This window comes from Candidatus Nitrososphaera gargensis Ga9.2 (genome assembly GCF_000303155.1).
GTDB lineage: Archaea > Thermoproteota > Nitrososphaeria > Nitrososphaerales > Nitrososphaeraceae > Nitrososphaera > Nitrososphaera gargensis.
On the sequence record NC_018719.1, the window covers coordinates 128567 to 153706 of the forward strand.

Here is a 25140-nt window from a genome sequence, read left to right on the forward strand (position 1 = left end):
GGCAGAGAAATGAGCGGCAAGGATGAATCGATCTTTTCAATGGAGGCACTGAGGAGCACACAGGCCGGCAAGGACATCATGAAGCAGGGACTGCTGAGGAGCAAGGGCTACCGGCAGTTCAACCAGTACAAGGAAAAGACAGAGCAAGAGTTTTCCGGCTTTGCCCAGCGGTTCATCATGTCGTTGCACAAGGCGATAACCGCCGACCCCAACCCTGCCGGCACCATTCGCAAGTTTGCGGATGACATGGGCTCTGAGGAGCTCGCCCTCTCTGACGGTAGCAGCGTGGCAGACGTCAAAGCCCGGCTGTCAAACCCAGACGTGCTTGGCGACAGGATCAAGCGTATTCTGAATTCCAACTTTGTCAAGATGACATTCCCAGTTTTTAACGCGCTTTATGACGGCGCTTCAGAATATTTCGGCGACAGTGCCTCTGAAGAAAACAGGAACGCCGTAATCGACGGCCACATCATTGCAATAGACCTGTCAGAGCCGATGGACAGGATAGTCGACAGGGATGAGGATCTCGAATACCTTGACGACTACAAGTTCATGAACCCTTACATCCTTGGTATAGCGTGCAGCAAAATCGCGCAGGGCGGAGACTCGGTGCTCAAGGCGTTTGAAGAGGGGTTCAAGGACGCTCGGATCGGGCAGTACATTGATGTCAAGCTGAAGATCAAGCCGGCATCAATAAATGACGAAAACATGACCGAGTGCTACAAAAAGTACCGCGCTGTGATGGGCACTGCAGGCAGGAACATGGCGCTTAACCGCCGGCCTCTGAGCGACATATTCCACCTTGGCATGGCCAAGGCCGGTGAATGCGTCGGTTGCGGAAACGAGATCGAGGACGCTATCAAGAACAACGCGGTCAAAGTCCCGTCATGGCCGCTCTATTACGCCCTCAACACCGGCGGCGACGTGAGGCGAGCATTTGAGCTCACCATGGCAAAGAGTGAGCTCTATCTTGACGAGGCCAAGATCGCGCTTGACATGCTGCCCGAGAACTTTAAGCTAAAGCCGTTCCTAGAGTTCCTGTTTCTGACAGTCCGGCACTACAACCAGTACTGGTACAATGAGCTCATCAGACGCGCGCCGTTTGCCGAGTTCCAGAAAAAGATAGAAGAATCTGTTGCTGCTGCAAAATGATGTGGTCTGAAAAGCACCGGCCAAAGACGGTACAAGAAATGGTGGGCAACGAGGACACCCGGCTTGCAGCGCTAAAGTGGCTGGCAGGCTGGGTGAGCGGTAGCAAGCCGCTGCTGCTGGTCGGGCCGCCGGGCACCGGCAAGACCACACTTGTGCACGCGCTTGCAAGGCAGTTCGATTACGACCTAGTGGAGATGAACGCAAGCGACGCTCGCAACAAGGACATACTCCGGGCAAGGATAACACCTGTCTTCCAGAACACTGCAAACCTGCTTGGCAGAAAGATAATGCTGTTTCTGGACGAGGTTGATGGTATCTCAGGCAGGGAGGACACGGGCGGGCTTGACACCTTGGTGGAGCTCATGAAAGAGCCGACGGTGCCCGTCATAATGGCCGCCAACGAAAAGTCCATCAAGATTAAAGACCTCTCCAAGGTGTGCAAGACAGTAGAGTTCAGCCCCGTGCCGCCTCGGCTGTTGTTGCTGTTCCTTGACCACGTGCTCCAGAGCGAGGGGGCAAAGCTTGGGCCGAGGGACAAGATATCGATCGTCAATAACAGCAGGGGCGACATCCGCTCGATGCTCAACAGCGCCCAGTCGCGTGTCGCCGGCTATGCCACGGTATCAAACAGAGACATTGTGGATATTGACATTGTAGACGCGGTAAACGGCTACTTTAACGCCAGCAGCTTGGAGCAGGCGACGCGCTTCATAACAAAGGCAGACGCGTTGTACCCGGATCCAAGGTACGGCATGTCACAGGAAGACCGGCGCAAGGACATGCTGGCCGCCCTTTTCTCAAGCATTGTCTCTTCGCACGTCGAGCATGACGACATGGCTTCCATGCTCGAAGTCCTGTCAAGGGCAGACATGATGGTCGGGCGCGCAAACGCAAGGAGGGAGTGGCGCCTGCTCAAATACATAAGCAGCATGATCGCGTCAGGGTTGTATGAAAGGTCGCGCCAGAAAGGGATCAAGTACAGCCAGTATGCGATGCCCTGGCCGGTCATGGGGCCGATATTTGCCCGCTCGCAGTCGACAAGGAAAATCTTGGGCGAGCTTGCGCCGGCGCTCCACATGTCAAGGAGCTCTGCCGGCTCGTTTGCCCTGCCATACTTCATAAGGCTGATTATCGAAGAAAAGGTAGACCCGATCGAGTTTGCAGTGGACAACTTTCGCGACGAGTCGGTTGGCGAGTCTATAGCAAAGGAGATCGAGAAGGCGAAGAGGAAATAATAATGAGCGACTGGATACCGCTTACGGTAAAATTCAAGGGCAAATGCGCCGAATGCGGCAAAGAGATACCACAAGGCGAGCGTGCATTGTGGTCAAAGAGCAGCAAGGCAATCAAGCATATCAAGTGCGAATCGCCAGCGGCGCCTGAAAAGAAAGAAGAAGAGGAGGGGAAAAAGAAGGAAGAAAAGAAAAAGAAAACGCCAGAGGTGCCCGAGCTCAATTGCTTTATCTGCGGCAGGCCTGCTGGGTGCGCCGAATGCGGTTTTGAGATTGACTGTGACAGGCAGGCAGTGTCGCAGGCTTGCATCTGCAGCCAGTGCCTAGAAGACAAGAACGCTTTTGAAAACTACCAGCAGGCATTCATTGAAAAGGCGCGCAGGGTAGCAAAGAACCTTTATCATTAAATGTCTATGGTCACAAGCCCAATATCTTATCAAGCGGTGTTTTCTTACCGCTTTGGCGATAAAATAGATCCAAAGTAAGGGCTGCAGTCCAAGAAAAGTTCTTTCCACCCGAGCCTTCACCTGTAAATAGATTGTAATACTTTCTGGCTCCTTCTTTTGTTACCATCTTGATAATTTCGTCCCTAATGATTTCAGCCTCTCTATCATAACCATTTTGCAACAAACCATAGTATATCATCCAGTTGATATTTTTACTCAGAATGGTCCACGCCAATATCTCTCTGCACAAAACCCTTTGCCGTCAAGGGCATAGCTTGGAATCAATCTGGCCGCGCACTTGCTGCCTGTGCCGCATAAACGCTCTTGCCTCATCAATTTGACGATATCTTTTACCTCCTCCCTTGCCAGCATCCCGTAAATATCGAGATAATGCAAGAAGATGTTAGTTTACTGATTCTTTTGTTATTAATTAGATCAAAATCCTGATAGTAGCAGGTTATTTTTTGCTCTCCATCTTGGAAATCGCTGGTTTCCTTGAAGAACTTGGTAAAGCCGGATTGCTGCCTCTTCATCCAACAACCTTTAATCTCTCTGATCTCGAATCATTACGATCTGCTATGCCTACTACAATTGTAGCAGGCATTTGTTTGAAACATAGAACGAAGTGCTAAAGACTACATCTTTTGTCTTGAAGGGAAAATTCCTGTATACGAGGCGCTCGTCATAGTTGTATTCCCGCATTAATTTCACCAAGTAGATGAAGGTCCGGTAATAAGTATCCTTGATGGGCCGCTCACCACTTCCATTTTCAACTGCCTTTACGTCTTTACGTTTGTATTCTGGCAGCCTGTCATGGTTTTCTTTTATTATTTTACCGATCATATCGTCCCATATGGGCTGTCATCCATTCCAGATCCCCGTGGATGAAGTATAGTTGTAAGCCCTGATTGCTCAGGAACGCTCTGTCAAAAGATATCGGTGAAAGACCTTATCTTTGGAAACATTCTCTTGAGGAATTCCTTTGCTTTGTGCTTGTCAGCATTTCTGACATCTTCATAGATATATAGCAACATGAAATGGCATTGACCGGCAGCTGAGTCATGTCAGATATCATTACATGACTTGGGGAATCTTTGCTCCTCTCTATTTGATAGTACTCTGGCTCCGGCCAGTACGAGTCTGATGACTCGTAGAATACTACCTGCGGGAGCATACCATTCTTCCACTGCGCAGAAAAAAGGTTTTCAAATTCTGTGATCGCTCTATTGACATTCAGGTAAGAGTTTCCAATGGCTATAAAGGCCGAGTCCCAGCTCCATTGGTACGGATATAATTTGTGTGCAGGTATCGTTATCTTGTAATTCTCATTCCAGTTTCCTTCCAACACCTTGCTAGCCTTCTGCTATACTTTCCAAAGATAATGCTGCATTTTCCATTGTTCCTTGATGCTCCTTGATTCAGCTATTTTTTGATGACCCTTGCAATTGCCGGCGCTTGGTCGCATGCTAATGGAGAGCAAGCATAGGGCCTTCTATGGCAGCTTGCACATCTTTGCTATTAAATAGACTGTAAAATTGTTGAACAAAATACCTTCTTAGGTTGCGGCTGCAGCGTCGCGGTCCGACTTGTTTTCTCCTCTTCTGCTTATCTTGCTAGGCGTGGTCGCTGTCTGCAGTATCCGTATGGAGAGCAAGAGCGCGGCAAATTGGAATATCAATACTGCTATTCCAACGGCATTAATAGGCAGCAATTCTGTATAGCCACCCAGCACTCTGCCGCTTGGTATTCGAGTCCCAATCCACAAGATTATGAGAATTGCAGTCCCAATTATTCCTCCATAATACCAAGGCCGGCCCCATCTGCGTACAAGCGGCCATGCATAGAATATTTGCGCAATGCCAGCTATCGCAAAAAGGATAGCCAAGGTTATCTCTCTCAGTCCAACAGCATTGGATGCTGTTACTAGATGCAATATGCCTGCAATAGCAGTACTTGCAGCGGCTCCATAATAGACTGCATAATCAGCTCTTATTCCTGCCATGTTTTTCCTACCATCTCATCTGTCCTTGCGCTAACGCTGCTCATGATAATATTTAATGAAATACATGCGTCCTGCAAGCAATGACATTTCAAAGCTCAAATTCTTAAGAACAATGTAACCCACATAGTGCGGCATGGCAAGTTGGATAGCTTCAGCGGCGCGCAAACTCAAAGACGTGAAAGGCGGGAGGCATGTATATGCTCTATCTGCAATGCAAGCTTCTCTGATAAGAACGAGCTTGAAATCCATACAGGAAACGAGCATCAAGGAAGAGGCGCATAGATGCAGCGATTGCTCTCTTAGTCATCGCAAATTGATACTTTGATACCCAAATACTGTTTTTTCATAGCACTGATTAGCTTTTGTTATATCTAAAGAGCTGCAAGACAGTACAGGTAATGCCACATGATCTCCTCCGATAATGAAAAAACAGCTACCAAGGTGGTGTCAAAAAGCCTGCATGAAGACAGGTTACGGCCAGTAATAATAAATCAAAAAAGACGGGAGGCGCTCAAGAGGGCGATCAAGCGTAACACAACATGCATACATTCCACGGTCTACTCGCAAGTCACTTTTGTCTGCAGAAGGATAACCCTTTCTTATGAGGAGGGCAAGATCTCTGAAAAACAGGCCATGGATCTAATTTTTGAGGCCCACGATCAAATGGCGCACCAAGGACTGCCAAAGGAAATTGTCACTGAAGAGATGCATAAACGCTTGGATAAACTGGAAGGTGGCGATAAGAGCTTGTTTGGAATCGTGATGGCAAATACTAACAGCTCTATTTATCTAAGAAAAAAGCCTAGCGCGCTGAAGGAAAAAGAAGAAATTTATGATAGCGAAGAAGAAGAAAAGTATTCTGAAAGCTACTGGGCAGATGTTATATGATAATACTGTAGTGGCTTTTGGGTGGAGCTAGGCAGCTTCTCCTATGGTTGTTGTTACTGTCCTTGTCCTGCCTATAGTAACGAATCTCTCATTTAGAATCTCCTTCAAGATATCTGATCGCGAGCATATGCCTATCAGCCTGCCGTCATTTTCAACCACCGGAACCATCATCACGCCATTTCTATCCATAACGTCGATTATTTCGTTTACATCTGTGTCCTGCTTGACCGAAAGCGGGTTAGGAGACATTATATCCTTGGCAATTATTGTAGTTAAGTCTTGACTGCTTCTTATGGCGCGCAGGAGGTCAATCGTGGTAACTATGCCCAGTAACTTGCCGTCGTCTTTGCTGATTACTGGCATGCCATTTATTGCTCCCAGGACTATTCTGGTGGCAACTTCGATTGCGCTTATGTTTTCAGTCGCCGCAATGATGTCAACAGACATTACATCCGAGGCTTTCATATTTTTTGCTTCATCCATCATACGTTTTTACAACAACAGATAAGAAGGTAACATTTGCCGACCCGCTTACATAGCCTGGCTAGAAACTCTTTAAAATTATGAAATGCAGCAATGAGGAATGGCGACGAAAGACAATAATAAAGAAGAACAAAAGGTCAAAGTTGACGGGACAGAAGTCAAGGTCAAGACCCCACCACCACGTAAAGTAAGGCCCGTGTATTATTGCCAAACATGCGATACGCTGTTTCCAAGCCAGCTGGATTTAGAAGAACATATGAAGATTGATCATAGCAAGATAGCTGCTGCATAATCTGGTCTGAAAAAATATAGGGAGCAGCTATAGACGCGCGTTTCTTTCTTTACTTTTGTCCTCCTTTGCTTGCTATTCTTTTTCTCTCTTCTTCAGACATTGCAGCAAACCCGCGTTCACTGCCGCCTCCTTCTCTTCCACCATCCGATGCTTGTCCGCCTTTGGCACCGATCTCTGCCATGTGTTCGGTGTCCTGAGAAACGGACTCGCCGCCCTTCCTACCTATTTCGGCCATGTGTTCTGGACCGTACTTCTCAACCACCGCTTCGCCGCCCTTGCGACCTGCTTCTGCTAGGCTTTCTGGGTCTTGTGCTCGGGCTTCCCCGCCTTTCCTAGCCACTCTTTCTTTTGTCTCTTCGTCTGCCGAAGCCAATCCTCTGTCGGACATTGACAATCACCTAACCAACAAAATATTAACGGACTTTGAATTATAATTACAACGGTACATCTCATAATTCACTTACGAACAAAAAAGTGGAATTCAAAAATCAAGTTGACATTACAGAACGCTATTCTATCGTGTACTTTCGCATTAGCTCTTTTACAACGATACTACGTATAATAGAGGAAAATTTATCACTAAATTTTATTTTCCTTACTTTGAGCACATTGCTAACTAGCAACAATCTCTAGTATTATCAGCTGTTATATGACATAATGAACAAGGTAAAATGTATATGAGTTTCCTCGACCGAATCAGGAGAAGAAAAAGCAAGGACGAGGTATTTCAGGGCAAAAACGAGGAGGGGCAGGTGGAAAGACAACAACAAGTTTCAGGGCGCTCTGAGTCAATGAGGGAAGAGAGATCAAATGAGCCAGTCAGGTGTGAAACGTGCGGTACCGACTTTTCGTCACCACAGGACTTTGAGCGTCACGCAAAGGAAGATCATCCAGACATACCTGCAAAGCCCCGAAGGGGTAGAATCCTGATGTATAGCAGCATGGATGATTTGGTTAGAACTGCAATCATGAGCAAGAATGTCATTGAATTCAGCTACCATGGCTATCATAGGATAGCAGAACCACATGTCTTTGGCATACATAATGGCAGAAAACAGCTCTTGGTATACCAGACAGGCGGCCAGAGTTCTTCTGGCAAAATTCCAGGATGGCGCCGGGTAAATGTCGACGAGATAACCTCAGCAAGAATCACAGCGCAGACATTCGTAGGACAGCGGCCTTTCCCATCTGGTGAGCACAGCAACTTTGATACAATTATAGCTGTTGTAACGTATAGAGACGAGATAGCCGAATAACTTTTTTACTGTGTTATATTATCTTTTTCTGCTTGAGGAAATATCGGGTCGCTTGGTCTACTTTTAGATTGAATTCCTCTGGCCGAAGCGATGATCCATTGCTCATAATGACTGCAATCCTTGACAAGTAAGGCAGCACCCTTATCCATGTTGGCCCGTAATACCTGTTCTTTGCGACTGCAAAACGGTAAAGATCGCTGGACGTATTGCAGTATATTGTGTTTGGCGGCACAAAATAGATTGGCTCTTTTTCGTTCCCAAGATCTGCATATTCCCATCTTACATTTATGGTGCCATCTATTTTCTTGCTAGATGTTTTTTCCAACGGCTGCTGCCTTGTCTGTTCAAGCGTTTCCTTGACAGCCTTGGATTTCTTTAACTCGGCGACGGACTTACCACCAGATGATGATTTGATGTTAAAGCCTGATCTGATATTAACCTTCATATCTTTTAGGTAGCTTCTTAACATGGTGTTCAACTCCCTGCTGAGCATCAACTTTTGCTCATCAATTATAATGTCTCTTAGAGGAAACCTCAAAGCATATTGTCGAAGCTGGATAATGAACTCCTTGTAAACTTTGTTTTGAATGATATTGTTCCTTGATGTCTCTGGTGTAAGATCATTGCAGTTGACCCACCCTCAAACTTCCGCCTCATATCAACTTCGAGGCTTGTAACAAACACGTGGTCAATATAGACATCAACTGCGCCCTTGCCGCCTTCGCTGAACCTGACGTTGCCTGTCACGTCGATATTGTGTTTCAGTCTGAACAGGAGAGTTTCTTTTGGATCAAAGGCAAATCTTGGCTTGACTGGCTCTCCATTGATGGTTATATCTGCGCCCCGCACAAGTCTGAGGCCGAATGCCTTTCTGAGATATGATGCCACTTCGCTTGTATCAACAGTATTTGCTAGCTTGGTTACGGTAATCTTGGTTCCTCTGTGTGAAAGGAACGAGCCGGCTTTGCCATACTCGGGCTTGGTAAAGCCAGCCAGCGTCATGTAAAATCGCATTCCGATAGAGCTATTGTTTGTTTCAAATCGGACTGTGCGACCGAGGTTCAGCAATGACAATTTGCCAAGACCTTTTTCACCAATGATTTCGCCTTTTCTTGATTTCTTTGAAGCCTGACCGAACTTGCGGAACTCGTCATAATCTTTTATGCCTCCTCCCCAGTCTTCTATCACTATCCTGTCTTTTGTTATAGCCAATGCTACCTGCTTGCTACCCTCGTCGAACGCATTAGAGATCGCCTCTCTAAAGGAATCAAGCTGTGAGCTATATACGCGTGTAGCAAGCTCTGGGATAAGGTCCCTGCCAACCTCATGAGGGTATATGCTAGTTTGTGTTGCCATTTTGTTCTGCTTCCAGACCCGTTATCGCTGCTGTAAAACCGATAGGAGTTGTTGTTGGTAACGGTTCTGTGAAATTCAGAATTCTTTCTGCATTAAGAATATTTAATTTAATACCCTAGCTATTTGCCTGATTTTCCGTTAATATGGTATATGATGCATGGGTACAAACATTGGCAAAAAGTAGAAGATCAAGGTCATATTCCAACAAAACACTCAAGCAATCAAAGAAGAGTGCTAGAGGGCTGGTTGGCAAAAAAGGTCAAGACAGAAGAGCGCCGGCAGGAAGAAGGCGTCTTGGTGGAGGTGGGCCATTAGCACATCCTCAAAATAAGCCTGCACCAACAGCTACTCCAGAGCCGACGCCAGCTCCCGGATCACCTGAAGAAAGAAATCTGAGTGAAATAGGCAGCACCTTCAAACCGGACGAGCTAGAGCTGTAGATATCCTAAATGATGTGTCAGAGGCAGCAATAGCAATAGATGTTATATAAAATAAATGCCGCCTTAACTCTGTTTTTGTTCTGTCACTATTGCATTTCTCCTCAGCGCATTAATGAGCTTCGTTAAAACCTGTGTTACAACATTGTCTTTATTGCTGGCATCAGATATCCACAGTAGTAGCTCCAGCTTGGCTTTGTTATTATCATTAAGCTCCCGTATATTGACTACAGGATCCTTTGCCAAATAGCGCCTAAGGTCAGTTCCAATTTGCATAGCTATATTGTATGCCATTTGTACATCATCATAGCCGACTTTGAATGCTATTGGTACTGGCAGAACTCCTTTCTCAAGAATTGTTATTTTTTGTTTCATGAGATCTGCGTTTGATATCGAATAGATGTTGCCCGTCAGTACATCACGAAACAGAGTATTTTGGAGCCGTATTTCCTTTACTTCTACAAGCTCTCCTGAGCTTAGAATTATTCGCTGGCCTACTCTGAGTGAACCTTGACTTGCAATAGACAGGCCGGCAAATACATCCAGTATGATAGGTTGAAGCGCTACAACTATTGCAAAGCCAAGAAGTCCCCATCCAAATAATATGTCAGTAACGTCAACGCCAAAAACTGCTAATGCGGCTGCTCCTATCAGAAATACTGTAAGACCTTTGCCAAGTCGTGACATTGGAAGAATAAGGGAGCTAACATTTGCTCTTGTCCGCTTAAACCAGCTCCTACTAGTCACGAGCCCTATCACGTCAATTACCTTCAATATTATGGCTGCAATAAGGACAAGTGAACCCACATAGAAGATCTGGTCAAGAATAGACGAGTATGAATCAAGGAAGGGGACTTGAGTGAGGGCAATTCTAAGACCTGTCAAGGCCACTCCTAGGTAAAGAGGGATCCTGATGGCATATATCAATCGGCTATCTAGCTGCCTAAGGTGCTCATGACGATCAAGTGCATTTACAATTTTCTGAAAAACGAAGCCTAGAAGTTTGATGCCGAGTACGGTACCGCCAATCACCAATATACTAAATAAAATGTTGTTTTCTTGCATAAGGATAACTAGTTGGTCTATCGTAGTGACCATAATGATTGCTACCTTTCATCTCTTATAAATCGCAGAAGGCTAACCAACAAGCATTGCTATGGTATTCTGGCTCCATGCAAGGTCTCTATCTATCCTTGTCATTGATTAAATAGAGACGAGAAAATCTTCATAGATAGAGCTGGCTGGTCTATTATTACTGCTCAGCTGCAATTTTTATTTCCAATACTATGTTATCATATTCAATTGTAAACTTGGCAGCCAGAATTGCAGATAAACTTGATAGTAGCCAAGGAAAGGTCTGTTCTATATGCGGAAAAAGTACAAGGCTGAACCTGCGTTTGAAGTGCATATGAAAATGAATCATAATCAAAAATCAACCTGACATACAACAAACAAGCCTGATTTCACTGAACTGCTAGAAGGGATAAAAAAGACAACAAGTGCCGAGCTGCAGTAGTAGTATTATTATTACCTATGTTTGTCAGAGATTGAAGTATGGCGGCGCTTGAGCAAGAATTTCGAAAAAGAGCTGGCGAAACTATTGAAAATTATTTAAGTATACTTGGTGGAACTTTTCCTAACAGGCAGAACCTTGTTAATACTTGGAAATACGAACATAAAGATGATTTTATGTACGGACTTAGGTCAACTGACGGTCTGATAGTGGGATATTTTAGAGGCATTTACGATCGGGTACCATCAGATGAAGAATTTTAAGAAATTAGAGGAATAGTACAAGCCTATGCTCAGCAGATAAGAGCACTGGTTGATCAGCTCGCTCAAGGCTAAGCGGGGTACTCTTGCCAGTTAGGCTATATAAGAAGAGTATCACACAACTACAAGATTTCCAGTCTTGAATTAAGTTCAGTCACTTCAATATTGCAATTTTGGCGGTATTCTCTTACCTTGCTCTTGTGCACAGTAGCAGCTATCTGAGCAAAATCAATCCCTTGCATCTTGGACAATAAACCTTAATCATCATCAGATCATTGACTGGAAGGCAACAACAACACAGTATCTAGGCTTTGTCTCAAAGCGAATTACGCTCCTTTTTTACTTACCTCGCAAGCACAAGTCTTTTCTGCCTCGTTCTCCTTCTCAACCTTCTAAGAAACCAAAGAACAAGTGCCATAGCTCCTGCCATTATTATTCCAATACCTAGGGAAGTTGGTTCTGCTGCCATCAATCATACCATATACTATTCAATGACTCGTACTTACATGCTGGCTCAGGTCGTCTTCTGTATCAAATGCTGTTTGGCACAGTTCGCAAAGATTTACACGAAATTCTTCAGGCGTTGTATTCTTTGTAGTATATACGGGCCTTGAATATTTTGGCAAGATTACTTCCACTTCCGGATAAACAGCAGTATAGCCGGGAAAATCCTTTAGATAATACTGTGATGGATCAGGATACGTATCCCTCTCATAATTTCTTTTGACATACTCCTCTGGCACTTTTAGCCACAAAACATTACCATCCCAACCTTCAACCTTTCCTATTGGAATGTAATAATAGTGAACATTCACCATTCCTCTCTTAACCACAATAAAGTCGCGGCTGACCGCGTCTATGTCTCCAATGTCGACATCATCGCTTGTATGAACCGACTCATTTATGAGGTCAATCCAGCTTTTTTCCTCGTCCTTTCTTCCTTTTTTGTTGTTGATGATGGTTTGTCAGATATTATCATACAACAACATCACAACAAAAAGCTGCACTGTATGATATTTAGCAGGTTCAAATACTGCTACTACTACTATTATCTTTGTTATTCCTTAACTTTTGACCTTTGGGTCTGCTGAATCTTTCCAACTTTTCCTCCCTTTCTCTTCTCCTTTCCTCCGGCTCGCTTCTCTTTCTCTGGCCCTTTGGTCTATTGTATTTCTCCAGCTTGGCCTCTCTTCTCCTCATTGCGCGCTTTCTTATTTTCTCGCCCTTTGGAACTCTTTTTTGACTTGGCATAATTACACTGGAGCTACTCTGATCCATTGCAAGTCCGAGGCATAATGCATCCATGCGCAACAGGCTTCCATGGGATGCAAGCCATTCAATTTTGCCACTTATCGCTTTGGCTGCTTCTTCATTTTCTGCAACTAGGCATACTCTGTCCATACCGCTTCTGACGCCTCGCATGGCCGCTTCTTCTATATCTTTAAGAAAAGCAGCTTCTTTATCGCGGTACTCTTGCCAGCCTCTATCGTCTTCAAAATCTTGCTGTCTTTTTACCTCGCCACTTGCTATAGCTTCATTCAATGTTTCAGCCAACGGCTTCATAACGATAAAACCGCATGTTATATCTCTTAGAGCAGGATGGATGGCGATATGCCACACTACATCTATCGGCCCGGCACCATAATCTTTGCCAGCTTCAACTTCAAATCCTTTCTGCCTTCCTAGCTCCATTAGGACATCTACTGTAGAAGCGGTCCTGCCATCTTTTCTTTCTATAACAGAGTCAGCAGCCGTGTCATGAAGCATATGCCACTATAGCACCTGACCTACCGACTTTTCTACATCTGCCATGTCTTGATATTCTCTGTCAGGAAGTTTATCCAAGATGCCCATGATAGCTTGAGGATCTGCAACTTCGACCTCTGTCATGTGCTTTTGCGCATAATCTCTGAGTTCGCCTTTGTTCTTTGGAAAGTCTGTCCCTGAAAGCACCTTGGCAATTGTGGCAGCTGAAACTGATGACGTGGCTGCCGCTCTTCCGCCCTTTGTACTTGGTGCCTCTGTCTTGGCAACCTCTTCTGCACTCCTAACTCCTTGTCTTTGCTTGACCTCACCCAATGCTATCGCAACCTCTGCTGAGTCTCTATAAACGCGGCTTGGGAGGGAATTGATAATGTCCATGAGGTCTTTGTCAGATACTTGCTGAGACGCATATCTGACCAGCTCTTCTCTTGTCTTTGGATACTGTATGCCCGATAATGCCTTTTCAACGTCCGCCGCCGATGGCGCCCTTTCCGGGTGCGAAGTTGCCATGTGTCTCTCAAAACGCGACTTTTGATCAAAGCCATCTCCACACACGTTACATGTGAATTGCGCCATTGCTTATCTCACCTCTCCAACTGCCTTTTCAACATCGGCCATATTGTTGTAGGTTCTATCTGGAAGCTCTCGGATAACCTGGATTATCTCTTCTGCAACTTCGACTCTTGCTTTGCTGGTTTCGGCATATTCTACCAAGTCGCTCTTTCCCTTTGGAAAACCAATGCCAGAAAGTATCTTTGCAATTGCTGCCGCCGAAGGCGCCCTTGATGCAGCAGCCTCTCCTCCAATCTTGCCTCCGCGCCCGGGTGCCTCTTCCCTTGATAACTGTCTGGTTTCCGCAGCCATAGGCTGTTGCTCTCCCTTACCGAGGAACTTGCCTTCAAGGAGTGGCTTGAGCGGAACTTGTTCCCTTTTGATCCTGAGCTCCTTGAATAGCTCTGTAGTATTTGCAGTTTCTTTTTCTTCGTCAAGATCGATGCCAAGCTCTTCTTGGACATCTTTTTGTCTTGCTCCAATTAACAAGACTTGTGCGTTTTCATAATTTAACAAGTCAGGATCTTCGACGTTTATCCAGCGCTTGTCTCCAAACTTTTGCTTGATGCTGGATGGATACTTTGGCTTCCTTTTTTCAAAGGCTGCAAAACCTTTGATGGATATATCTGGGTTTTTCACAGAGACGATGTAGCTTACCTCTTTCCTTATCTCGAACTCTTTCTGAGTCGGGCCAGGGACCTCTGGAAGTTCCAGTGTATACGCCAGCTCTGTATGACTATCATGCTTTACAATAGCGTACTTGCCTTCACCTGCAGGCGTCGCCGGGCCAACTGATCTCTTGCCTCTTGTTTCTGTCTCGTATTCGGTGGGCAAAAGCTCCTTTCGTATATCTTCTGGCTTATCAGTAGCGAGCACATTTAGCGCCCAATTCCTCTCCTCTGATGTCGATCTGCCTTCAACAATTTCAGGTAACTGTTTTTGACCTATCACAAACAGCCTGTATTTGCCATCTTCTGGAGCAGTAGCCATGTACAGGCGTTGAACATCTTCAATATCTCCTACCTCTTCTTTTCCAACTTTTGGTTTGTAGAAGAAGAATATGTCTCCTTGTTCTATGATCTGAGGCTTTTTTTCTTCTTTAGACATATCATGGCGCGGCAAAGATGCAAGATAAAGATTAACAATAGTAGTACTGTTAGACGAATCCGGAAAAATGGAAACGGTTTGGGCTGCAATACCTGTTTGTTGTCCTGCTTCTATAGTTGAATTTTTGCATAATTGCTACAGATGAAGGGATTCTTCATCAGCCTGAAAGCAAATATATAACAACAACCCGTAAATCCAATCTGGACCAATTCCCTATGATGTCCTCATCAGGGTGGGATGATTCCAGTCCGCTGCCAATAAAATGCACATTTTGCAACCTGTATTTCAAGACCGAACAGGAGAAGGACAAGCACATTGAAGACATGCATTCTGACTACTAGATGAGGGTAACTGTTGACCAGTTTGAAACCCTTTTTGTTATCTACTAGATTGTTCGTGATTTCTTGCGAGCTGCTCTAATGCGATCCTCGATATTGCCACCACTGCTGCCTTCAGAAGGCTTGTCTTCAGTATTTGGCATTGGTTCAGGTCTTGGCTCTTCTCCAAACTGTCCGTGCGTTGCTTCATGCAGGGCTTGATCCTCTTGGCCCTTTTTCTTTTTTGCACCCATATCTTTTAACGCGCGCGATAAGAATGATATGTGTATTCAGCAGGCAGAGCTACCGTCCCGCAATAACGATTATTACCTTCCGCCCTAAATGAAGTTATGATCTAAATTCCATTAATAGCTTGTAAGGCAGTATACAAATATAATATGAGTGACGACCAGGATAGCAGGAGCGGCAGAAATTATTCGCCATCTGTGGGTGAAGCAGTAGAGGAGGCAACAAAGAGCGGCAGAGTGGCGACAAGAGAAGGCGCGACTTCGGGCACCGGAGGAGGCGAGCCGCTGCCTGCTGGCAAAACGCCTGAACCGCAAGCTCAGACCCGCGGTCCAACAGCACACGATATGGATGCTGTAGGAAGTGGAACAAGGACCTTAGACGCAAGCACTCCTCATGTTATAGCAGACTCTAGGTCAGCTACAAGCGCCGGGGGCGCAATAGGAGCTGGCTCTGCAACCTATGCAAGAGATGTTACGGTACCAGCAGATATCGACACTGAAGCGGCCAAAAGCCTCAGGCGGGACAAAGAAACGACCGATTTTCGTGGCGCCAGAGGAGCGCCAGGCGTAGGAGTTCCTACAGGCGCAGCTGCAAACACTGATAAAATAAGCCGGGAGAAAAGAAAGGTTATAGATCAGCGGTAGCGCTTCTAACGCCTGCTTCCCCTTGTCCTGTTGTATTCCTCGTTAATATTTCCGAGGTCTGCAGCTATCTCTGAGGGACTACGATATTGCTTGCCCTTTAGCAGCAGCCGAACTGCATTTACAACAATATCAAAATCCCTCATATCAGGCTTGCTACGGTCAAGAAAGTCTAGTATCGAGTCTCTGTCTGCAGGATAATCAATTCCTGAAAGAATATCTGATAGCTCGTTGGCCGCCCCAGTTTCTGCCGCTACCTTTTGTGCTGGCCGCGCCATTCCTAGCCCTTGGTTTCTGCGCAAGGCTTCTGCTTCATCTGGATATCCGCTCACAGGGGGAAGCGGTAAGTCCCGCCTTTTGGTTGAACCATCACCGTTTGTAGACATGTACCATACACATGCACTGCAAATTATAAAGAAATGATTGCCTAGCTCTCATTGGAGCAGCAGAACGACATGCTCTTTTTGCAGCCAACAATAGGGAGCAGTTGCACAGCTTACCAATCGGCTTTGTGTAAAAAGTAATAACTCGTAAAAACAAAGTCATGCAATCAAACAGCTATCCAAGCACGGATTGTTGACTTTTTAAACAAAGCTTTACCAATCTAAAGGTTAAAATTTGAATGGTTGGGAGCAACCCATGTGTCAAGCGAATACGAGCACAACGTTGGCAAGCTTTTGGCAGAAAAGAAGGAGAGGCTAGAGCAGCTGATGAAGAACCCAGAAGGGCACAGAAGCGAGATTGCAATGCTTTCTCTGGAAATAGAGTCGCTCCAGTCGCTCTTTGAAAACTATAACCTTGGCATGAATGTCTTCCGAAGGGCTCAAGGCGGCAGGTCAGGGCTCAGGGAATAGCTGTAGACTGGCCGCTGATGATACCACTAAAGCTTGCGCATTATTCTGCAAGATCTTTGATGAATTACTAACCGTGGAATCAATAATGAATTTATATGACGACTAGATCGCTTTATCTACATCTCTATGCACGAAGAGAAAATCAAGCGTCTGGCTACAATGAAAAAATCCGCAGAAAGCGGCGGTGGCAACGAGAGGATCGAGGCTCAGCATTCAAAGGGCAAGCTTACCGCGCGAGAGAGGATCGCGCTTTTGCTCGACGAAGGCACATTTGTAGAGCTAGACAAGTACGTCACCCACAGGAGCGACGACCCAACCCTGCCGAAATTCTACGGCGACGGAGCCGTCACCGGCTTTGGGACCATTGCCGGCAGGCAAGTTTTCGTGTTTTCTTATGATTTTACTGTTCTTGGAGGCTCCCTTGGCGAGATGACTGGCAAGAAAATCGCCAAGGCGATGGATCACGCCATGAAGGTGGGCTGCCCGATAATAGGCATAATTGACTCGGGTGGCGCCCGCATACAGGAAGGTGTCATGAGCCTAGACGGCTATGGCGACATTTTCTTCCGCAACACGGTGGCTTCAGGCGTTATACCGCAGATCACTGCAAGCATTGGCCCCTGTGCAGGCGGCGCGGTGTACTCTCCGGCAATGACCGATTTTGTGATAATGGTGGAGAACATAGGCCAGATGTTTGTCACCGGCCCCGAGGTGGTAAAGGAGGTACTCAGCCAAGAAGTGTCGTTTGAAGAACTGGGCGGCGCACGCGCCCACGCTACCAAGTCCGGAGTCGCGCACTTTATCGCCAAGAACGAATATGAATGCTTTGACAAGATAAAGAAGCTGCTCTCTTTTCTGCCGCAGAATAACACTGAAGAGCCAGCGATGGTCGAGACAAACGACGATCCAAACAGGATCGATGCCGACCTCATTAACAAGCTGCCAGAGAACCCGTACCAGCAGTATGACATGAAGGAGATAATAAAATCCATAGTTGACAACGGCGACTTTTTCGAAGTCCACGAGCTCTGGGCAGAAAACATATTGGTCGGCTTTGCAAGGATGGGCGGAAGGTCTGTAGGCATTGTCGCAAACCAGCCGCAGTACCTTGCAGGCGCGCTTGACATCAATTCCTCCAACAAGGCGGCCCGCTTTATCAGGTTCTGCGACGCGTTCAACATCCCGATTGTTACGCTTGTAGATACGCCCGGCTACCTCCCAGGCACGGACCAAGAGCACAATGGCATCATCAGAAATGGGAGCAAGCTCTTGTTTGCCTATTGCGAAGCCACGGTCCCAAAGGTGACATGCATCATTGGCAAGGCGTACGGCGGTGCATACATCGCCATGGGAAGCAAGAATCTGCGCGCAGACATCAACTATGCTTGGCCAAGCGCCGAGATAGCAGTGCTCGGCCCTGAAGCCGCAGTCACGATCATACACAGACGGGAATTAAAGAACGCTCCAAACGCAGCTGAAACAAAGAAAAAGCTTGCCAAGGAATACCGCGACAAGTTTGCAAACCCATACATTGCAGCTGAAAAGGGCATCATTGATGTTGTGATAGACCCGATGGAGACTAGGCCGATGATAATACAGGCGCTCAATGCGCTGGCAAACAAAAAGGAGGCAAGGCCGTGGAAGAAGCACGGTAACATCAACCTGTAATAATGGTGTATGTGTGCCATGTCTAAAAAAATATCGAGCATATTGATTGCAAACAGGGGCGAAATAGCTCTACGGGTAATTCGGGCCTGCAAGGAGCTGGGCATAAAGTCGATAGCGATCTACTCTGACGAGGACGTGCGTGCCGTGCACGTAAAGAGGGCAGACGAAGCCTACCACATCGGGCCTGCAGCTCCGGCGCAGAGCTACCTCAACATGGCAAAGATAGTCGAGACTGCCAAGGCTGCAGGCGCAGACGCCATTCACCCCGGTTACGGCTTTCTCTCTGAGAACGAGAACTTTCCGGAAATGTGCGAAAAGAACGGCATGATATTCATTGGGCCGACTGCCAAGGCGATGGAAATCACAGGCGACAAGATGAAGTGCAAGGAAGTCATGAAAAAGGCCAAGGTCCCGACTGTGCCGGGAAGCGACGGCATCATTGAAGATGTAGAAAAGGCCGCAGACATCGCACACAAGGCCGGCTACCCTGTCCTGCTTAAATCTGCGTTTGGCGGAGGCGGCCGCGGCATCAGGCTCGCCAACAATGAAAAGCAATTGCGGCAAGAGTTTGAAATGGCGTCAGCCGAGTCACGCGCTGCATTTGGCAAGGCAGCTTTATTTGTCGAAAAATATCTGCAAAAGATCAGGCACATCGAGTTTCAGCTGATCCGTGACTCGCATGGAAACGGCCGGCACCTCTTTGAGCGCGAGTGCTCGATCCAGAGGCGCCATCAGAAGCTCATCGAGATGTCTCCGTCGCCGGTGGTCGATCAGAAGACGAGGGAGAGGATTGGCGAGATAGCGGTAAGGGCCGCAGCAGCGGTGGACTACCTGAACGCCGGCACGGCAGAGTTCCTCCGCGATCCGGAGGGCAACTTTTACTTTATCGAGATAAACTCACGTCTTCAGGTAGAACACCCTGTGACCGAGCTTGTGACAGGGCTTGATCTAGTAAAGCTCCAGATAGCGATCGCTCAGGGCGAAGAGATCCCCTTCAAACAGGAAGACCTGAAGATGAACGGCTGTGCTATTGAATGTAGGATCAACGCCGAAGACCCGTTCTACGAATTTGCGCCGTCCACCGGCATCGTGCCAAACTGCAACATCCCGTACGGGCCGGGCATCAGGGTCGATACCTACCTCTACCCGGGATGCAACGTCTCAGGATATTATGACTCGCTCACGGCCAAGCTCCTCGCATGGGGCAAGAACTTTGAAGAGGCAAGGGTCAGGATGAGGAACGCTCTTGACGAGTTCACGATAGAAGGCATCAACACTACGATCCCACTATACAAGACAATAATAGACGAGCCCAACTTTATCAAGGGCGAGCTGTCGACCGACTATCTCGAACGCTTCAAGATATTTGACAGGATGAACGAGCAGGCAAAGGAACGGGCCAAGGAAAAGGCACGTGCCGCAGTCGCGGCAGTCCTTCTCCAGTCAGAGTTCGTGAAAAAGGTCGGCGCAGCCCAGACAGCCGCTACAGCAGCAAAATCATCAAAGTGGAAGATGATGAGGGTAGTATAGTAGTATGGAGTTCAAAGTCGGCGACCTTGCAGAAATGTTAGAGGGCGAAGTGCTGCGCACCACTGACAATAATTCTGTGCTGGTCAGGATAGCTGGCAAGCAACACGCTTTGCGCCTGCTAAAGGCCGGAACGAACGAGTTTGAGTTTGTGCTGGACAACACCTTCCACCATGCCAAGATTCTGCAGTCTGGAAGCGCCGAGGTGAAGCTGGTGCTCGATGGCCAGCCTCTGACTGTGAAAAAGCACAGCAAGCTGACAGAAGTGCTGGAGAAGGCGTCGGCGCTATCGGGTGCCGGTGGCGGCGACCGTAACCTAACAAGCCAGATCCCCGGCAGGGTTGTCAACATTGCTGCAAAGGCAGGGACCGAAGTCAAGAAGGGCGACGTAATAGTCGTATTGGAATCGATGAAGATGCAAGTCGCAGTCAAGGCCCACAAGGACGGTAACCTGAAAGAGATAAAGGTAAAGCAGGGAGCCAGCGTCGCAAGGAACGACGTGCTGGCAGTTATTGAATAACCACAGCGGCGCGCCCTGCAGGCTTGATGTACACGCCAGTTATCAGGCGGTCATTGCGGCGCGTCTGATTCACCCTCATGCGGACAATTCTTGGGTACGTCTTTGCGGTGAGCAGCAAAATTTCAAGCGCTGCTCGGGGATGGGCAGCCATACTTGAAACGAAATTTTTGCACGCGCGCCACCGGTCAGAAGGCATGAATGCGAACCGCCGGGGTTGCAGCATCCTGTCAACCTCCTCTTTTGTCCCATGCATCTCTATCGAAATGACGTCAGCCTGCTCGATCGTTCCGATACTGTTTCTTATCACCCCTGTCTCAAAGCCTTCAATGTCCATTTTTATGAAATTGATTTTTTTCTCTATTCTCAAGTGTGCTAGTATGTTTTCTAGGGTGTCTGCCGCAAAGCTGTACCTTCTGTCCCAAAAGCTGATCTCCTTTTGTCCCGGCTCTCCTGCAACGCCCATGTTAAGGACGATGACGTTTGTGCAGCCGTTTTTCTCTATGTTAATCTTTAGCGTTTCATAATCCTCAGCGTTTGGCTCAAGGGCGATGACCTTGCCATTGGGGCCGACCCTTCTTGATGCAAGGAGGGAGAAATCGCCTATGCCTGCCCCAAGATCAACGACTGTATCGCCCTTTTTTAAAAGATCGGCGTGGTACGTATCCAAAAGCAGGACTTCTGCCAGACTGATCAGGTGGTCGGTATGCCTGTAGACAAAGTCTAGCCCGTCGTCGTACCTGAACGATTTCAATCAAGACAATCAGGATGTCCGATAAATTTAATGATTGCGAAGAAGAGCTCTAGTCATAATAGAAAAAAGAAAGAAGGGCGCGTGCTACTTCGCCTTCTTTAGGGCATCTTTGATCTCATTGTAGTTGGGCTCTACCAGCGGGTTGTCCGAGACCCACCTGTAGATCACCTTGCCCTTCTCATCAAGGATAAAGACCGACCTTTTTGCGGCATCATAGCCTTCAAGCGGCCCTAGCTTATTCATCACAATGCCGTACTTCTTGATGACATCGCGTCTATAGTCAGACAGGACTGGAAAATTCAGGTGACGGTTCTGCACGAAGAACTTGTTTGCAAACGGCCCATCTACCGAGATCCCAACGACATTTGCGCCCAAATCGCGCAGCTGATCAAGCGAGTCGCGTAGCGCGCACATTTCTGCAGTGCACACCGGCGATTCTGCCGCCGGAAAGAACGCAAGTATCGTCTTTTTGCCATAAAATTCGCTCAGCTTGCGCGGCTTCATGTCTGGGTCTGGAAGTTCAAAGTCTGGAGCCTTGTCGCCTATATTTGGAACCGATGCGAGAGATGCACTAGACATGCCTTAACAACTGCCGATCTCGCAATAAAAACATTTCAGGCATACTTGCCTTTGAACGGAGAAAGCTCCCGCAGTTCCTTTACCACGCTGGACAGCACGCTGACCGTCCTGTCGATCTCTTCCCTTGTGTTGTGCATGCCGAGGCTGAGCCGGAGCGAGCCGGTTATCTCCTCGTAGGAAAAGCCCATTGCCTTTAGCACATGGGATGGCTTTTGCTTCTTGACCGAGCAGGCCGAGCCGGTAGACGCCGCGACACCATTTTCGTCCAGCTTGATAATCAAGTCCTCGCCATTCACTCCAAAGAACGTGAAATGGGCATTGTTTGGGATCCTGCTTGTGCGCGAGCCATTCAGCCGGGAGTGCGGGATCTCCTTTGACACCCTCTCGATGAGGTAGTCGCGCAATTCTGACACATGTGTTTGGTACTGGCTCAGCCTTTTGGCCGCAAGCTCGCATGCCTTGCCAAAGCCAACTATGCCCGGCACGTTTTCCGTGCCCGATCTCAATTCCGATTCTTGGCCGCCGCCGTGGATTATTGGCGCTATTTTCAGGCCGGACCTGATGTAAAGCGCGCCCACTCCCTTGGGCCCGTTTATCTTGTGCGACGACATTGACATCATGTCGACGCCAAGGTCCTTGACGCTTAGCGGGATCTTGCCGGCTGCCTGCACTGCGTCGGTGTGGAAAAGCGCGCCAGCCTGATGCGCGATCCCGGCAAGCTCCTTGATTGGCTGGATAGTGCCGACCTCATTGTTTGCATGCATGATGCTGACAAGCGCAACATCCTTACCAAGCGCGTTTTTCAGATCAGACGGCCTGACGAGCCCCTCGCCCGTCACTGGCAGGTACGTGATTACAAAGCCCCTGCTTTCGAGATCTTTGCATGGCTCGAGCACCGCGTCGTGCTCTATGTTGCTTGTGATTATGCGGTTCTTTTCAGGCTCTCTGCTCCTTGCGTGTATGGCTGTGCCCTTGAGCGCTAGGTTGTCTGCCTCAGTGCCGCCGGAGGTGAACGTTATCTCACGCGGCGACGCGCCAATCATCTCTGCCACCCTTTTTCGCGCCAGCTGGATTGCCCTGGTGGTCTCCCTGCCAAACCTGTGTATGGAAGACGGGTTGCCGTACTGCTGCTTCATGTATGGCAGCATTTCTGCCATCACTTCGTCTGCAACCGGGGTTGACGCCGCATTGTCAAGGTAAATGTGGTCAGTAGCCATTGTTGTCTATCATCACCAGCTTGCCTGTCCTGTAGCCGGCGGCATCTATAGAAACAAACTTGAAGCCAATCTCCTTGAGCTTGCTGTCCAAGAGCGCCAGCTTGTCGACATCGAATATTTTGACCAGCTCGTCCCTGCCCACTTCGACCCTTGCAAGGTCGCCGTGATCCCTGACGCGCACCTGTCTGACTCCAAATATCGACTTTACAATAATTTCAGCAGTTTCAATCCTCTGCAACTTTTCATAGGTTACTTCGATGCCCGTGGGTATCCTTGAGGCAAGGCACGCATTAGACGGTTTGTCGTAGATAGAGAGCCCAAAGCTTTTTGCAATCTCTCTGATCTCTGATTTTGTTATGCCAAGCTCCACCATGGGGCTCCGCACGCCATTTTCCCGCAGCGCCCTGATGCCGGGCCGGTAGTCAGATAGGTCGTCGACATTAGTGCCATCTACAATGAGGGCAGCGCCGGCCTTTTTCGCTTCCTCAACCAAGTGCTCCCCAAGCTCTGTCCTGCAGTGGTAACAGCGCATCCTGTCGTTCTTGACAAATTCAGGGTTTTCAAGTTCGTCGTATTCTATCACCCTGTGATCGATGTCTATCTCCTTTGCAACCTGCCTTGCTGTGGCAAGCTCTTCCTCTGATAGAGTCTTGTAATCGGCGGTTATCGCTATGGCGTCATTGCCAAGCGCCTGCTTTGCAGCAAGGGCAACCACCGCGCTGTCGACTCCGCCAGAAAGCGCCACAATGACCTTGCTGCCGCTGTTCTTGGCAAACCACTCTACTAATTTATTGAATGTGTCGTCCATCTATGTGTCGCCGCCACCTATCCTCTTTGCGACTTGTGCATTGACAAGCTCCATCGCCCTCTTGACGGGCATATGACACCTTGATGCGATCACCCTGACATCTTCAAACTCGGGCTTGGCGTTTGTTATCCTGCCGGCCCGATCCTTGACCACCTTGACGTGCACGTTGAAGGTGCTCCCGCTGATGTCGACTGGGACTATCAGGACTGCTCTGGGCAGCACATAGCGCTCTACTTCCTGCACCCTTGCCCCAAGCGTCCCTGATTCGCTGAAAAGCACATCAAGCACGTTGTTTAGCTCGGCATTTTCAGATATAATCCTAATGAGGTACGTCGGTCGGCTCTTTTTAGTCGTGCCAGGTATGACTGTCACATCTTTGGCGATTTCGGACAGTTTCTCTACCAGGTTGCCTACCAACTCGCCTGACACGTCATCGATATTTGTTTCCACAACGCATACCGTGTCCTTGGCGATTTCAGTGACACCAACGCCTGACGTGCCTACAAGCACCCGCACTACGTTGGCAAACCCATCAAACTTTTTTGTGCCGACACCATAGCCTATCTTTTCCGGCGCAATGTTGGGATAGTAGTTGATGCTGCCCGAGGCCAAATTGACAAGCATTGCTGCTCCTGTGGGGGTTGTCAATTCGTCTTCTACCGGTCCGCCCACCAACACGAACTGCCTATTCTTGAAAATTTCCAAGATTGCGCTTGCCGGGTTTGGAACCGTGCCGTGGGAAAATTTCAATAGGCCCCCGCCTACCGCCACCTTTGTGGAATATATTCTACTGCCATCAAACAGCCCCAAGTCTTGCAGCGCCACCGCGCAGCCCACCAAGTCTGCAAGGGTATCGATACTGGACGCCTCATGAAGGTGTATGCTGGCAAAATCCTCTCCATGGATCCTAGCCTCGGTAGAGATTATCGTCTTCAAAGATTCCAGAGCAAACGTCTTGGCCTTTTGGTCAAGCCCTAGCGAGTCGCAGCAGCGCGCAAGCGAGCGATGCATCTCCGCGCCCTTGCGCTCGTGCACACTGTCGCTGTATTTCATCTGCAGCTGGGTGGCGGTAAAACCGTGCGACACCACCTTTGCAAAATCCACTTTGGATATCTTACTCCCTTTCAGAGAATCCTGGCAGGCAAAGATCGCATCGATCACCTTGGCTTTGTTGGCCCCTGCATCCACTAGGCTTGCCATCAGCATGTCGCCTGCAATGCCGGCAACTTGGCAATCTACTACAGCAACCTTTGCCGCCATTCCCAACCT

General features: G+C 47.9%; 33 protein-coding genes. 13 read left to right on the forward strand and 20 right to left on the reverse strand.

Annotated features, from left to right (window positions below):
* Positions 1-9: 9 nt before the first annotated feature.
* The 3 genes from NGAR_RS00770 to NGAR_RS00780 are packed head-to-tail and all read left to right on the forward strand — an operon-like array spanning position 10 to position 2791.
* A complete protein-coding gene (locus NGAR_RS00770; RefSeq protein WP_015017683.1) occupies positions 10-1152 on the forward strand; it encodes a hypothetical protein in 1143 nt (380 codons plus the stop codon).
* Positions 1149-2387 carry an AAA family ATPase gene (locus tag NGAR_RS00775; protein ID WP_015017684.1) on the forward strand — a complete coding sequence of 413 codons (1239 nt, stop codon included), beginning with the start codon at positions 1149-1151 and terminating at the stop codon, positions 2385-2387. The genes NGAR_RS00770 and NGAR_RS00775 overlap by 4 nt, the downstream gene beginning before the upstream one ends.
* Positions 2388-2389: 2 nt before the next feature.
* Positions 2390-2791 carry a hypothetical protein gene (locus NGAR_RS00780; RefSeq protein ID WP_015017685.1) on the forward strand — a complete coding sequence of 134 codons (402 nt, stop codon included), beginning with the start codon at positions 2390-2392 and terminating at the stop codon, positions 2789-2791.
* Positions 2792-2801: 10 nt separating this feature from the next.
* Here NGAR_RS00780 and NGAR_RS00785 read toward each other — a convergent pair whose 3' ends face one another.
* The 4 genes from NGAR_RS00785 to NGAR_RS00795 all read right to left on the reverse strand — a co-directional run bounded on the left by NGAR_RS00785 (position 2802) and on the right by NGAR_RS00795 (position 4832).
* A complete protein-coding gene (locus NGAR_RS00785; RefSeq protein ID WP_015017686.1) occupies positions 2802-3065 on the reverse strand; it encodes an MGH1-like glycoside hydrolase domain-containing protein in 264 nt (87 codons plus the stop codon).
* A gap of 350 nt (positions 3066-3415) precedes the next feature.
* Positions 3416-3673: a hypothetical protein gene (locus NGAR_RS00790; RefSeq protein ID WP_015017687.1), complete on the reverse strand. Its 258-nt coding sequence runs from the start codon at positions 3671-3673 to the stop codon at positions 3416-3418.
* 106 nt (positions 3674-3779) lie between these two features.
* Complete coding sequence (locus NGAR_RS19165; protein ID WP_407637182.1) at positions 3780-4178, reverse strand: MGH1-like glycoside hydrolase domain-containing protein; 399 nt, start codon at positions 4176-4178, stop codon at positions 3780-3782.
* Positions 4179-4385: 207 nt separating this feature from the next.
* Positions 4386-4832 (reverse strand): hypothetical protein, encoded by a 447-nt coding sequence (locus tag NGAR_RS00795; RefSeq protein WP_015017689.1) that lies wholly within the window; start codon positions 4830-4832, stop codon positions 4386-4388.
* Between the two features lie 405 nt (positions 4833-5237).
* On the opposite strand from NGAR_RS00795, the gene NGAR_RS00800 reads away from it, so the two are divergent.
* Positions 5238-5720 carry a hypothetical protein gene (locus NGAR_RS00800; protein WP_015017691.1) on the forward strand — a complete coding sequence of 161 codons (483 nt, stop codon included), beginning with the start codon at positions 5238-5240 and terminating at the stop codon, positions 5718-5720.
* Positions 5721-5747: 27 nt separating this feature from the next.
* Here NGAR_RS00800 and NGAR_RS00805 read toward each other — a convergent pair whose 3' ends face one another.
* Positions 5748-6185 carry a CBS domain-containing protein gene (locus NGAR_RS00805; RefSeq protein WP_187147602.1) on the reverse strand — a complete coding sequence of 146 codons (438 nt, stop codon included), beginning with the start codon at positions 6183-6185 and terminating at the stop codon, positions 5748-5750.
* A gap of 118 nt (positions 6186-6303) precedes the next feature.
* On the opposite strand from NGAR_RS00805, the gene NGAR_RS00810 reads away from it, so the two are divergent.
* Positions 6304-6495, forward strand: a complete 192-nt coding sequence (locus NGAR_RS00810) for a zinc finger C2H2 domain-containing protein (RefSeq protein WP_015017693.1) — start codon at positions 6304-6306, stop codon at positions 6493-6495.
* A gap of 49 nt (positions 6496-6544) precedes the next feature.
* On the opposite strand, the gene NGAR_RS00815 is transcribed toward NGAR_RS00810, so the two are convergent.
* Positions 6545-6883, reverse strand: a complete 339-nt coding sequence (locus tag NGAR_RS00815) for a KGG domain-containing protein (RefSeq protein WP_148680775.1) — start codon at positions 6881-6883, stop codon at positions 6545-6547.
* Positions 6884-7172: 289 nt separating this feature from the next.
* Here NGAR_RS00815 and NGAR_RS18175 point away from each other — a divergent pair, with 289 nt between their 5' ends.
* Entirely contained in the window at positions 7173-7751 is a 579-nt protein-coding gene (locus NGAR_RS18175) for a hypothetical protein (RefSeq protein WP_015017695.1), read from the forward strand.
* A 13-nt stretch (positions 7752-7764) separates the two neighbouring features.
* On the opposite strand, the gene NGAR_RS00825 is transcribed toward NGAR_RS18175, so the two are convergent.
* On the reverse strand, positions 7765-8220 hold the full coding sequence (locus tag NGAR_RS00825; protein ID WP_148680776.1) for a hypothetical protein: 456 nt from the start codon (positions 8218-8220) through the stop codon (positions 7765-7767).
* 65 nt (positions 8221-8285) lie between these two features.
* A complete protein-coding gene (locus NGAR_RS00830) occupies positions 8286-9107 on the reverse strand; it encodes an ATP-binding protein (RefSeq protein ID WP_015017697.1) in 822 nt (273 codons plus the stop codon).
* A 170-nt stretch (positions 9108-9277) separates the two neighbouring features.
* Between NGAR_RS00830 and NGAR_RS00835 the strand changes: the two genes are divergently transcribed.
* Positions 9278-9547 carry a hypothetical protein gene (locus tag NGAR_RS00835; RefSeq protein ID WP_148680777.1) on the forward strand — a complete coding sequence of 90 codons (270 nt, stop codon included), beginning with the start codon at positions 9278-9280 and terminating at the stop codon, positions 9545-9547.
* Positions 9548-9610: 63 nt separating this feature from the next.
* Here the strand turns inward: NGAR_RS00835 and NGAR_RS00840 are convergent, their stop codons facing one another.
* Entirely contained in the window at positions 9611-10579 is a 969-nt protein-coding gene (locus NGAR_RS00840) for a mechanosensitive ion channel family protein (protein ID WP_187147603.1), read from the reverse strand.
* A gap of 519 nt (positions 10580-11098) precedes the next feature.
* On the opposite strand from NGAR_RS00840, the gene NGAR_RS00845 reads away from it, so the two are divergent.
* Positions 11099-11320 (forward strand): hypothetical protein, encoded by a 222-nt coding sequence (locus NGAR_RS00845; RefSeq protein ID WP_015017700.1) that lies wholly within the window; start codon positions 11099-11101, stop codon positions 11318-11320.
* Between the two features lie 485 nt (positions 11321-11805).
* Here the strand turns inward: NGAR_RS00845 and NGAR_RS00850 are convergent, their stop codons facing one another.
* The 5 genes from NGAR_RS00850 to NGAR_RS00870 all read right to left on the reverse strand — a co-directional run bounded on the left by NGAR_RS00850 (position 11806) and on the right by NGAR_RS00870 (position 15311).
* Positions 11806-12150 (reverse strand): hypothetical protein, encoded by a 345-nt coding sequence (locus NGAR_RS00850; RefSeq protein WP_228369241.1) that lies wholly within the window; start codon positions 12148-12150, stop codon positions 11806-11808.
* A 193-nt stretch (positions 12151-12343) separates the two neighbouring features.
* The gene (locus NGAR_RS00855; RefSeq protein WP_015017702.1) at positions 12344-13084 is read right to left on the reverse strand and encodes a hypothetical protein; all 741 of its coding nucleotides are present in this window, start codon (positions 13082-13084) and stop codon (positions 12344-12346) included.
* 6 nt (positions 13085-13090) lie between these two features.
* Positions 13091-13657 (reverse strand): DUF2795 domain-containing protein, encoded by a 567-nt coding sequence (locus NGAR_RS00860; protein ID WP_015017703.1) that lies wholly within the window; start codon positions 13655-13657, stop codon positions 13091-13093.
* A 3-nt stretch (positions 13658-13660) separates the two neighbouring features.
* Positions 13661-14740, reverse strand: coding sequence for a DUF2795 domain-containing protein (locus NGAR_RS18180; RefSeq protein ID WP_228369242.1), 1080 nt, complete (start codon positions 14738-14740; stop codon positions 13661-13663).
* Between the two features lie 385 nt (positions 14741-15125).
* The gene (locus NGAR_RS00870) at positions 15126-15311 is read right to left on the reverse strand and encodes a hypothetical protein (RefSeq protein WP_015017705.1); all 186 of its coding nucleotides are present in this window, start codon (positions 15309-15311) and stop codon (positions 15126-15128) included.
* 144 nt (positions 15312-15455) lie between these two features.
* Between NGAR_RS00870 and NGAR_RS00875 the strand changes: the two genes are divergently transcribed.
* The gene (locus tag NGAR_RS00875) at positions 15456-15950 is read left to right on the forward strand and encodes a hypothetical protein (protein ID WP_015017706.1); all 495 of its coding nucleotides are present in this window, start codon (positions 15456-15458) and stop codon (positions 15948-15950) included.
* Positions 15951-15955: 5 nt separating this feature from the next.
* Here NGAR_RS00875 and NGAR_RS00880 read toward each other — a convergent pair whose 3' ends face one another.
* Entirely contained in the window at positions 15956-16333 is a 378-nt protein-coding gene (locus tag NGAR_RS00880; protein ID WP_015017707.1) for a DUF2795 domain-containing protein, read from the reverse strand.
* A 240-nt stretch (positions 16334-16573) separates the two neighbouring features.
* On the opposite strand from NGAR_RS00880, the gene NGAR_RS00885 reads away from it, so the two are divergent.
* From NGAR_RS00885 to NGAR_RS00900, 4 genes are all read left to right on the forward strand, one after another.
* On the forward strand, positions 16574-16801 hold the full coding sequence (locus tag NGAR_RS00885) for a hypothetical protein (protein ID WP_148680779.1): 228 nt from the start codon (positions 16574-16576) through the stop codon (positions 16799-16801).
* Between the two features lie 126 nt (positions 16802-16927).
* Positions 16928-18469: an acyl-CoA carboxylase subunit beta gene (locus NGAR_RS00890; RefSeq protein ID WP_015017709.1), complete on the forward strand. Its 1542-nt coding sequence runs from the start codon at positions 16928-16930 to the stop codon at positions 18467-18469.
* An 18-nt stretch (positions 18470-18487) separates the two neighbouring features.
* Entirely contained in the window at positions 18488-19999 is a 1512-nt protein-coding gene (locus NGAR_RS00895) for an acetyl-CoA carboxylase biotin carboxylase subunit (RefSeq protein WP_015017710.1), read from the forward strand.
* Between the two features lie 4 nt (positions 20000-20003).
* Positions 20004-20516, forward strand: coding sequence for an acetyl-CoA carboxylase biotin carboxyl carrier protein subunit (locus NGAR_RS00900; RefSeq protein WP_015017711.1), 513 nt, complete (start codon positions 20004-20006; stop codon positions 20514-20516).
* On the opposite strand, the gene NGAR_RS00905 is transcribed toward NGAR_RS00900, so the two are convergent.
* From NGAR_RS00905 to larC, 5 genes are all read right to left on the reverse strand, one after another.
* Positions 20506-21267, reverse strand: a complete 762-nt coding sequence (locus NGAR_RS00905; protein ID WP_015017712.1) for an FkbM family methyltransferase — start codon at positions 21265-21267, stop codon at positions 20506-20508. The genes NGAR_RS00900 and NGAR_RS00905 overlap by 11 nt on opposite strands.
* An 84-nt stretch (positions 21268-21351) precedes the next feature.
* Complete coding sequence (locus NGAR_RS00910; protein WP_015017713.1) at positions 21352-21846, reverse strand: redoxin domain-containing protein; 495 nt, start codon at positions 21844-21846, stop codon at positions 21352-21354.
* 35 nt (positions 21847-21881) lie between these two features.
* Positions 21882-23063 (reverse strand): cysteine desulfurase family protein, encoded by a 1182-nt coding sequence (locus tag NGAR_RS00915; RefSeq protein WP_015017714.1) that lies wholly within the window; start codon positions 23061-23063, stop codon positions 21882-21884.
* Complete coding sequence (gene larE, locus NGAR_RS00920; RefSeq protein WP_015017715.1) at positions 23053-23871, reverse strand: ATP-dependent sacrificial sulfur transferase LarE; 819 nt, start codon at positions 23869-23871, stop codon at positions 23053-23055. Before larE ends, NGAR_RS00915 begins: the two co-directional genes overlap by 11 nt.
* Positions 23872-25131, reverse strand: coding sequence for a nickel pincer cofactor biosynthesis protein LarC (larC, locus tag NGAR_RS00925; RefSeq protein ID WP_015017716.1), 1260 nt, complete (start codon positions 25129-25131; stop codon positions 23872-23874).
* Positions 25132-25140: the final 9 nt, after the last annotated feature.

What these genes read in the sequence shown, in the direction of transcription:
- NGAR_RS00895 (WP_015017710.1), top strand. Translation starts at nt 18,488, where the DNA reads ATGTCTAAAAAAATATCGAGCATATTGATTGCAAACAGGGGCGAAATA.
- NGAR_RS00900 (WP_015017711.1), top strand. Translation starts at nt 20,004, where the DNA reads ATGGAGTTCAAAGTCGGCGACCTTGCAGAAATGTTAGAGGGCGAAGTG.
- NGAR_RS00910 (WP_015017713.1), bottom strand. Translation starts at nt 21,846, where the DNA reads ATGTCTAGTGCATCTCTCGCATCGGTTCCAAATATAGGCGACAAGGCT.
- NGAR_RS00855 (WP_015017702.1), bottom strand. Translation starts at nt 13,084, where the DNA reads ATGCTTCATGACACGGCTGCTGACTCTGTTATAGAAAGAAAAGATGGC.
- NGAR_RS00775 (WP_015017684.1), top strand. Translation starts at nt 1,149, where the DNA reads ATGATGTGGTCTGAAAAGCACCGGCCAAAGACGGTACAAGAAATGGTG.
- NGAR_RS00830 (WP_015017697.1), bottom strand. Translation starts at nt 9,107, where the DNA reads ATGGCAACACAAACTAGCATATACCCTCATGAGGTTGGCAGGGACCTT.
- NGAR_RS00780 (WP_015017685.1), top strand. Translation starts at nt 2,390, where the DNA reads ATGAGCGACTGGATACCGCTTACGGTAAAATTCAAGGGCAAATGCGCC.
- NGAR_RS00890 (WP_015017709.1), top strand. Translation starts at nt 16,928, where the DNA reads ATGCACGAAGAGAAAATCAAGCGTCTGGCTACAATGAAAAAATCCGCA.
- NGAR_RS00795 (WP_015017689.1), bottom strand. Translation starts at nt 4,832, where the DNA reads ATGGCAGGAATAAGAGCTGATTATGCAGTCTATTATGGAGCCGCTGCA.
- NGAR_RS00845 (WP_015017700.1), top strand. Translation starts at nt 11,099, where the DNA reads ATGGCGGCGCTTGAGCAAGAATTTCGAAAAAGAGCTGGCGAAACTATT.
- larC (WP_015017716.1), bottom strand. Translation starts at nt 25,131, where the DNA reads ATGGCGGCAAAGGTTGCTGTAGTAGATTGCCAAGTTGCCGGCATTGCA.
- NGAR_RS18180 (WP_228369242.1), bottom strand. Translation starts at nt 14,740, where the DNA reads ATGTCTAAAGAAGAAAAAAAGCCTCAGATCATAGAACAAGGAGACATA.
- NGAR_RS00790 (WP_015017687.1), bottom strand. Translation starts at nt 3,673, where the DNA reads ATGATCGGTAAAATAATAAAAGAAAACCATGACAGGCTGCCAGAATAC.
- NGAR_RS00800 (WP_015017691.1), top strand. Translation starts at nt 5,238, where the DNA reads ATGATCTCCTCCGATAATGAAAAAACAGCTACCAAGGTGGTGTCAAAA.
- NGAR_RS18175 (WP_015017695.1), top strand. Translation starts at nt 7,173, where the DNA reads ATGAGTTTCCTCGACCGAATCAGGAGAAGAAAAAGCAAGGACGAGGTA.
- NGAR_RS00805 (WP_187147602.1), bottom strand. Translation starts at nt 6,185, where the DNA reads ATGAAAGCCTCGGATGTAATGTCTGTTGACATCATTGCGGCGACTGAA.
- NGAR_RS00825 (WP_148680776.1), bottom strand. Translation starts at nt 8,220, where the DNA reads ATGTTAAGAAGCTACCTAAAAGATATGAAGGTTAATATCAGATCAGGC.
- NGAR_RS00770 (WP_015017683.1), top strand. Translation starts at nt 10, where the DNA reads ATGAGCGGCAAGGATGAATCGATCTTTTCAATGGAGGCACTGAGGAGC.
- NGAR_RS00880 (WP_015017707.1), bottom strand. Translation starts at nt 16,333, where the DNA reads ATGTCTACAAACGGTGATGGTTCAACCAAAAGGCGGGACTTACCGCTT.
- NGAR_RS00875 (WP_015017706.1), top strand. Translation starts at nt 15,456, where the DNA reads ATGAGTGACGACCAGGATAGCAGGAGCGGCAGAAATTATTCGCCATCT.
- NGAR_RS00870 (WP_015017705.1), bottom strand. Translation starts at nt 15,311, where the DNA reads ATGGGTGCAAAAAAGAAAAAGGGCCAAGAGGATCAAGCCCTGCATGAA.
- NGAR_RS00815 (WP_148680775.1), bottom strand. Translation starts at nt 6,883, where the DNA reads ATGTCCGACAGAGGATTGGCTTCGGCAGACGAAGAGACAAAAGAAAGA.
- larE (WP_015017715.1), bottom strand. Translation starts at nt 23,871, where the DNA reads ATGGACGACACATTCAATAAATTAGTAGAGTGGTTTGCCAAGAACAGC.
- NGAR_RS00915 (WP_015017714.1), bottom strand. Translation starts at nt 23,063, where the DNA reads ATGGCTACTGACCACATTTACCTTGACAATGCGGCGTCAACCCCGGTT.
- NGAR_RS00860 (WP_015017703.1), bottom strand. Translation starts at nt 13,657, where the DNA reads ATGGCGCAATTCACATGTAACGTGTGTGGAGATGGCTTTGATCAAAAG.
- NGAR_RS00810 (WP_015017693.1), top strand. Translation starts at nt 6,304, where the DNA reads ATGGCGACGAAAGACAATAATAAAGAAGAACAAAAGGTCAAAGTTGAC.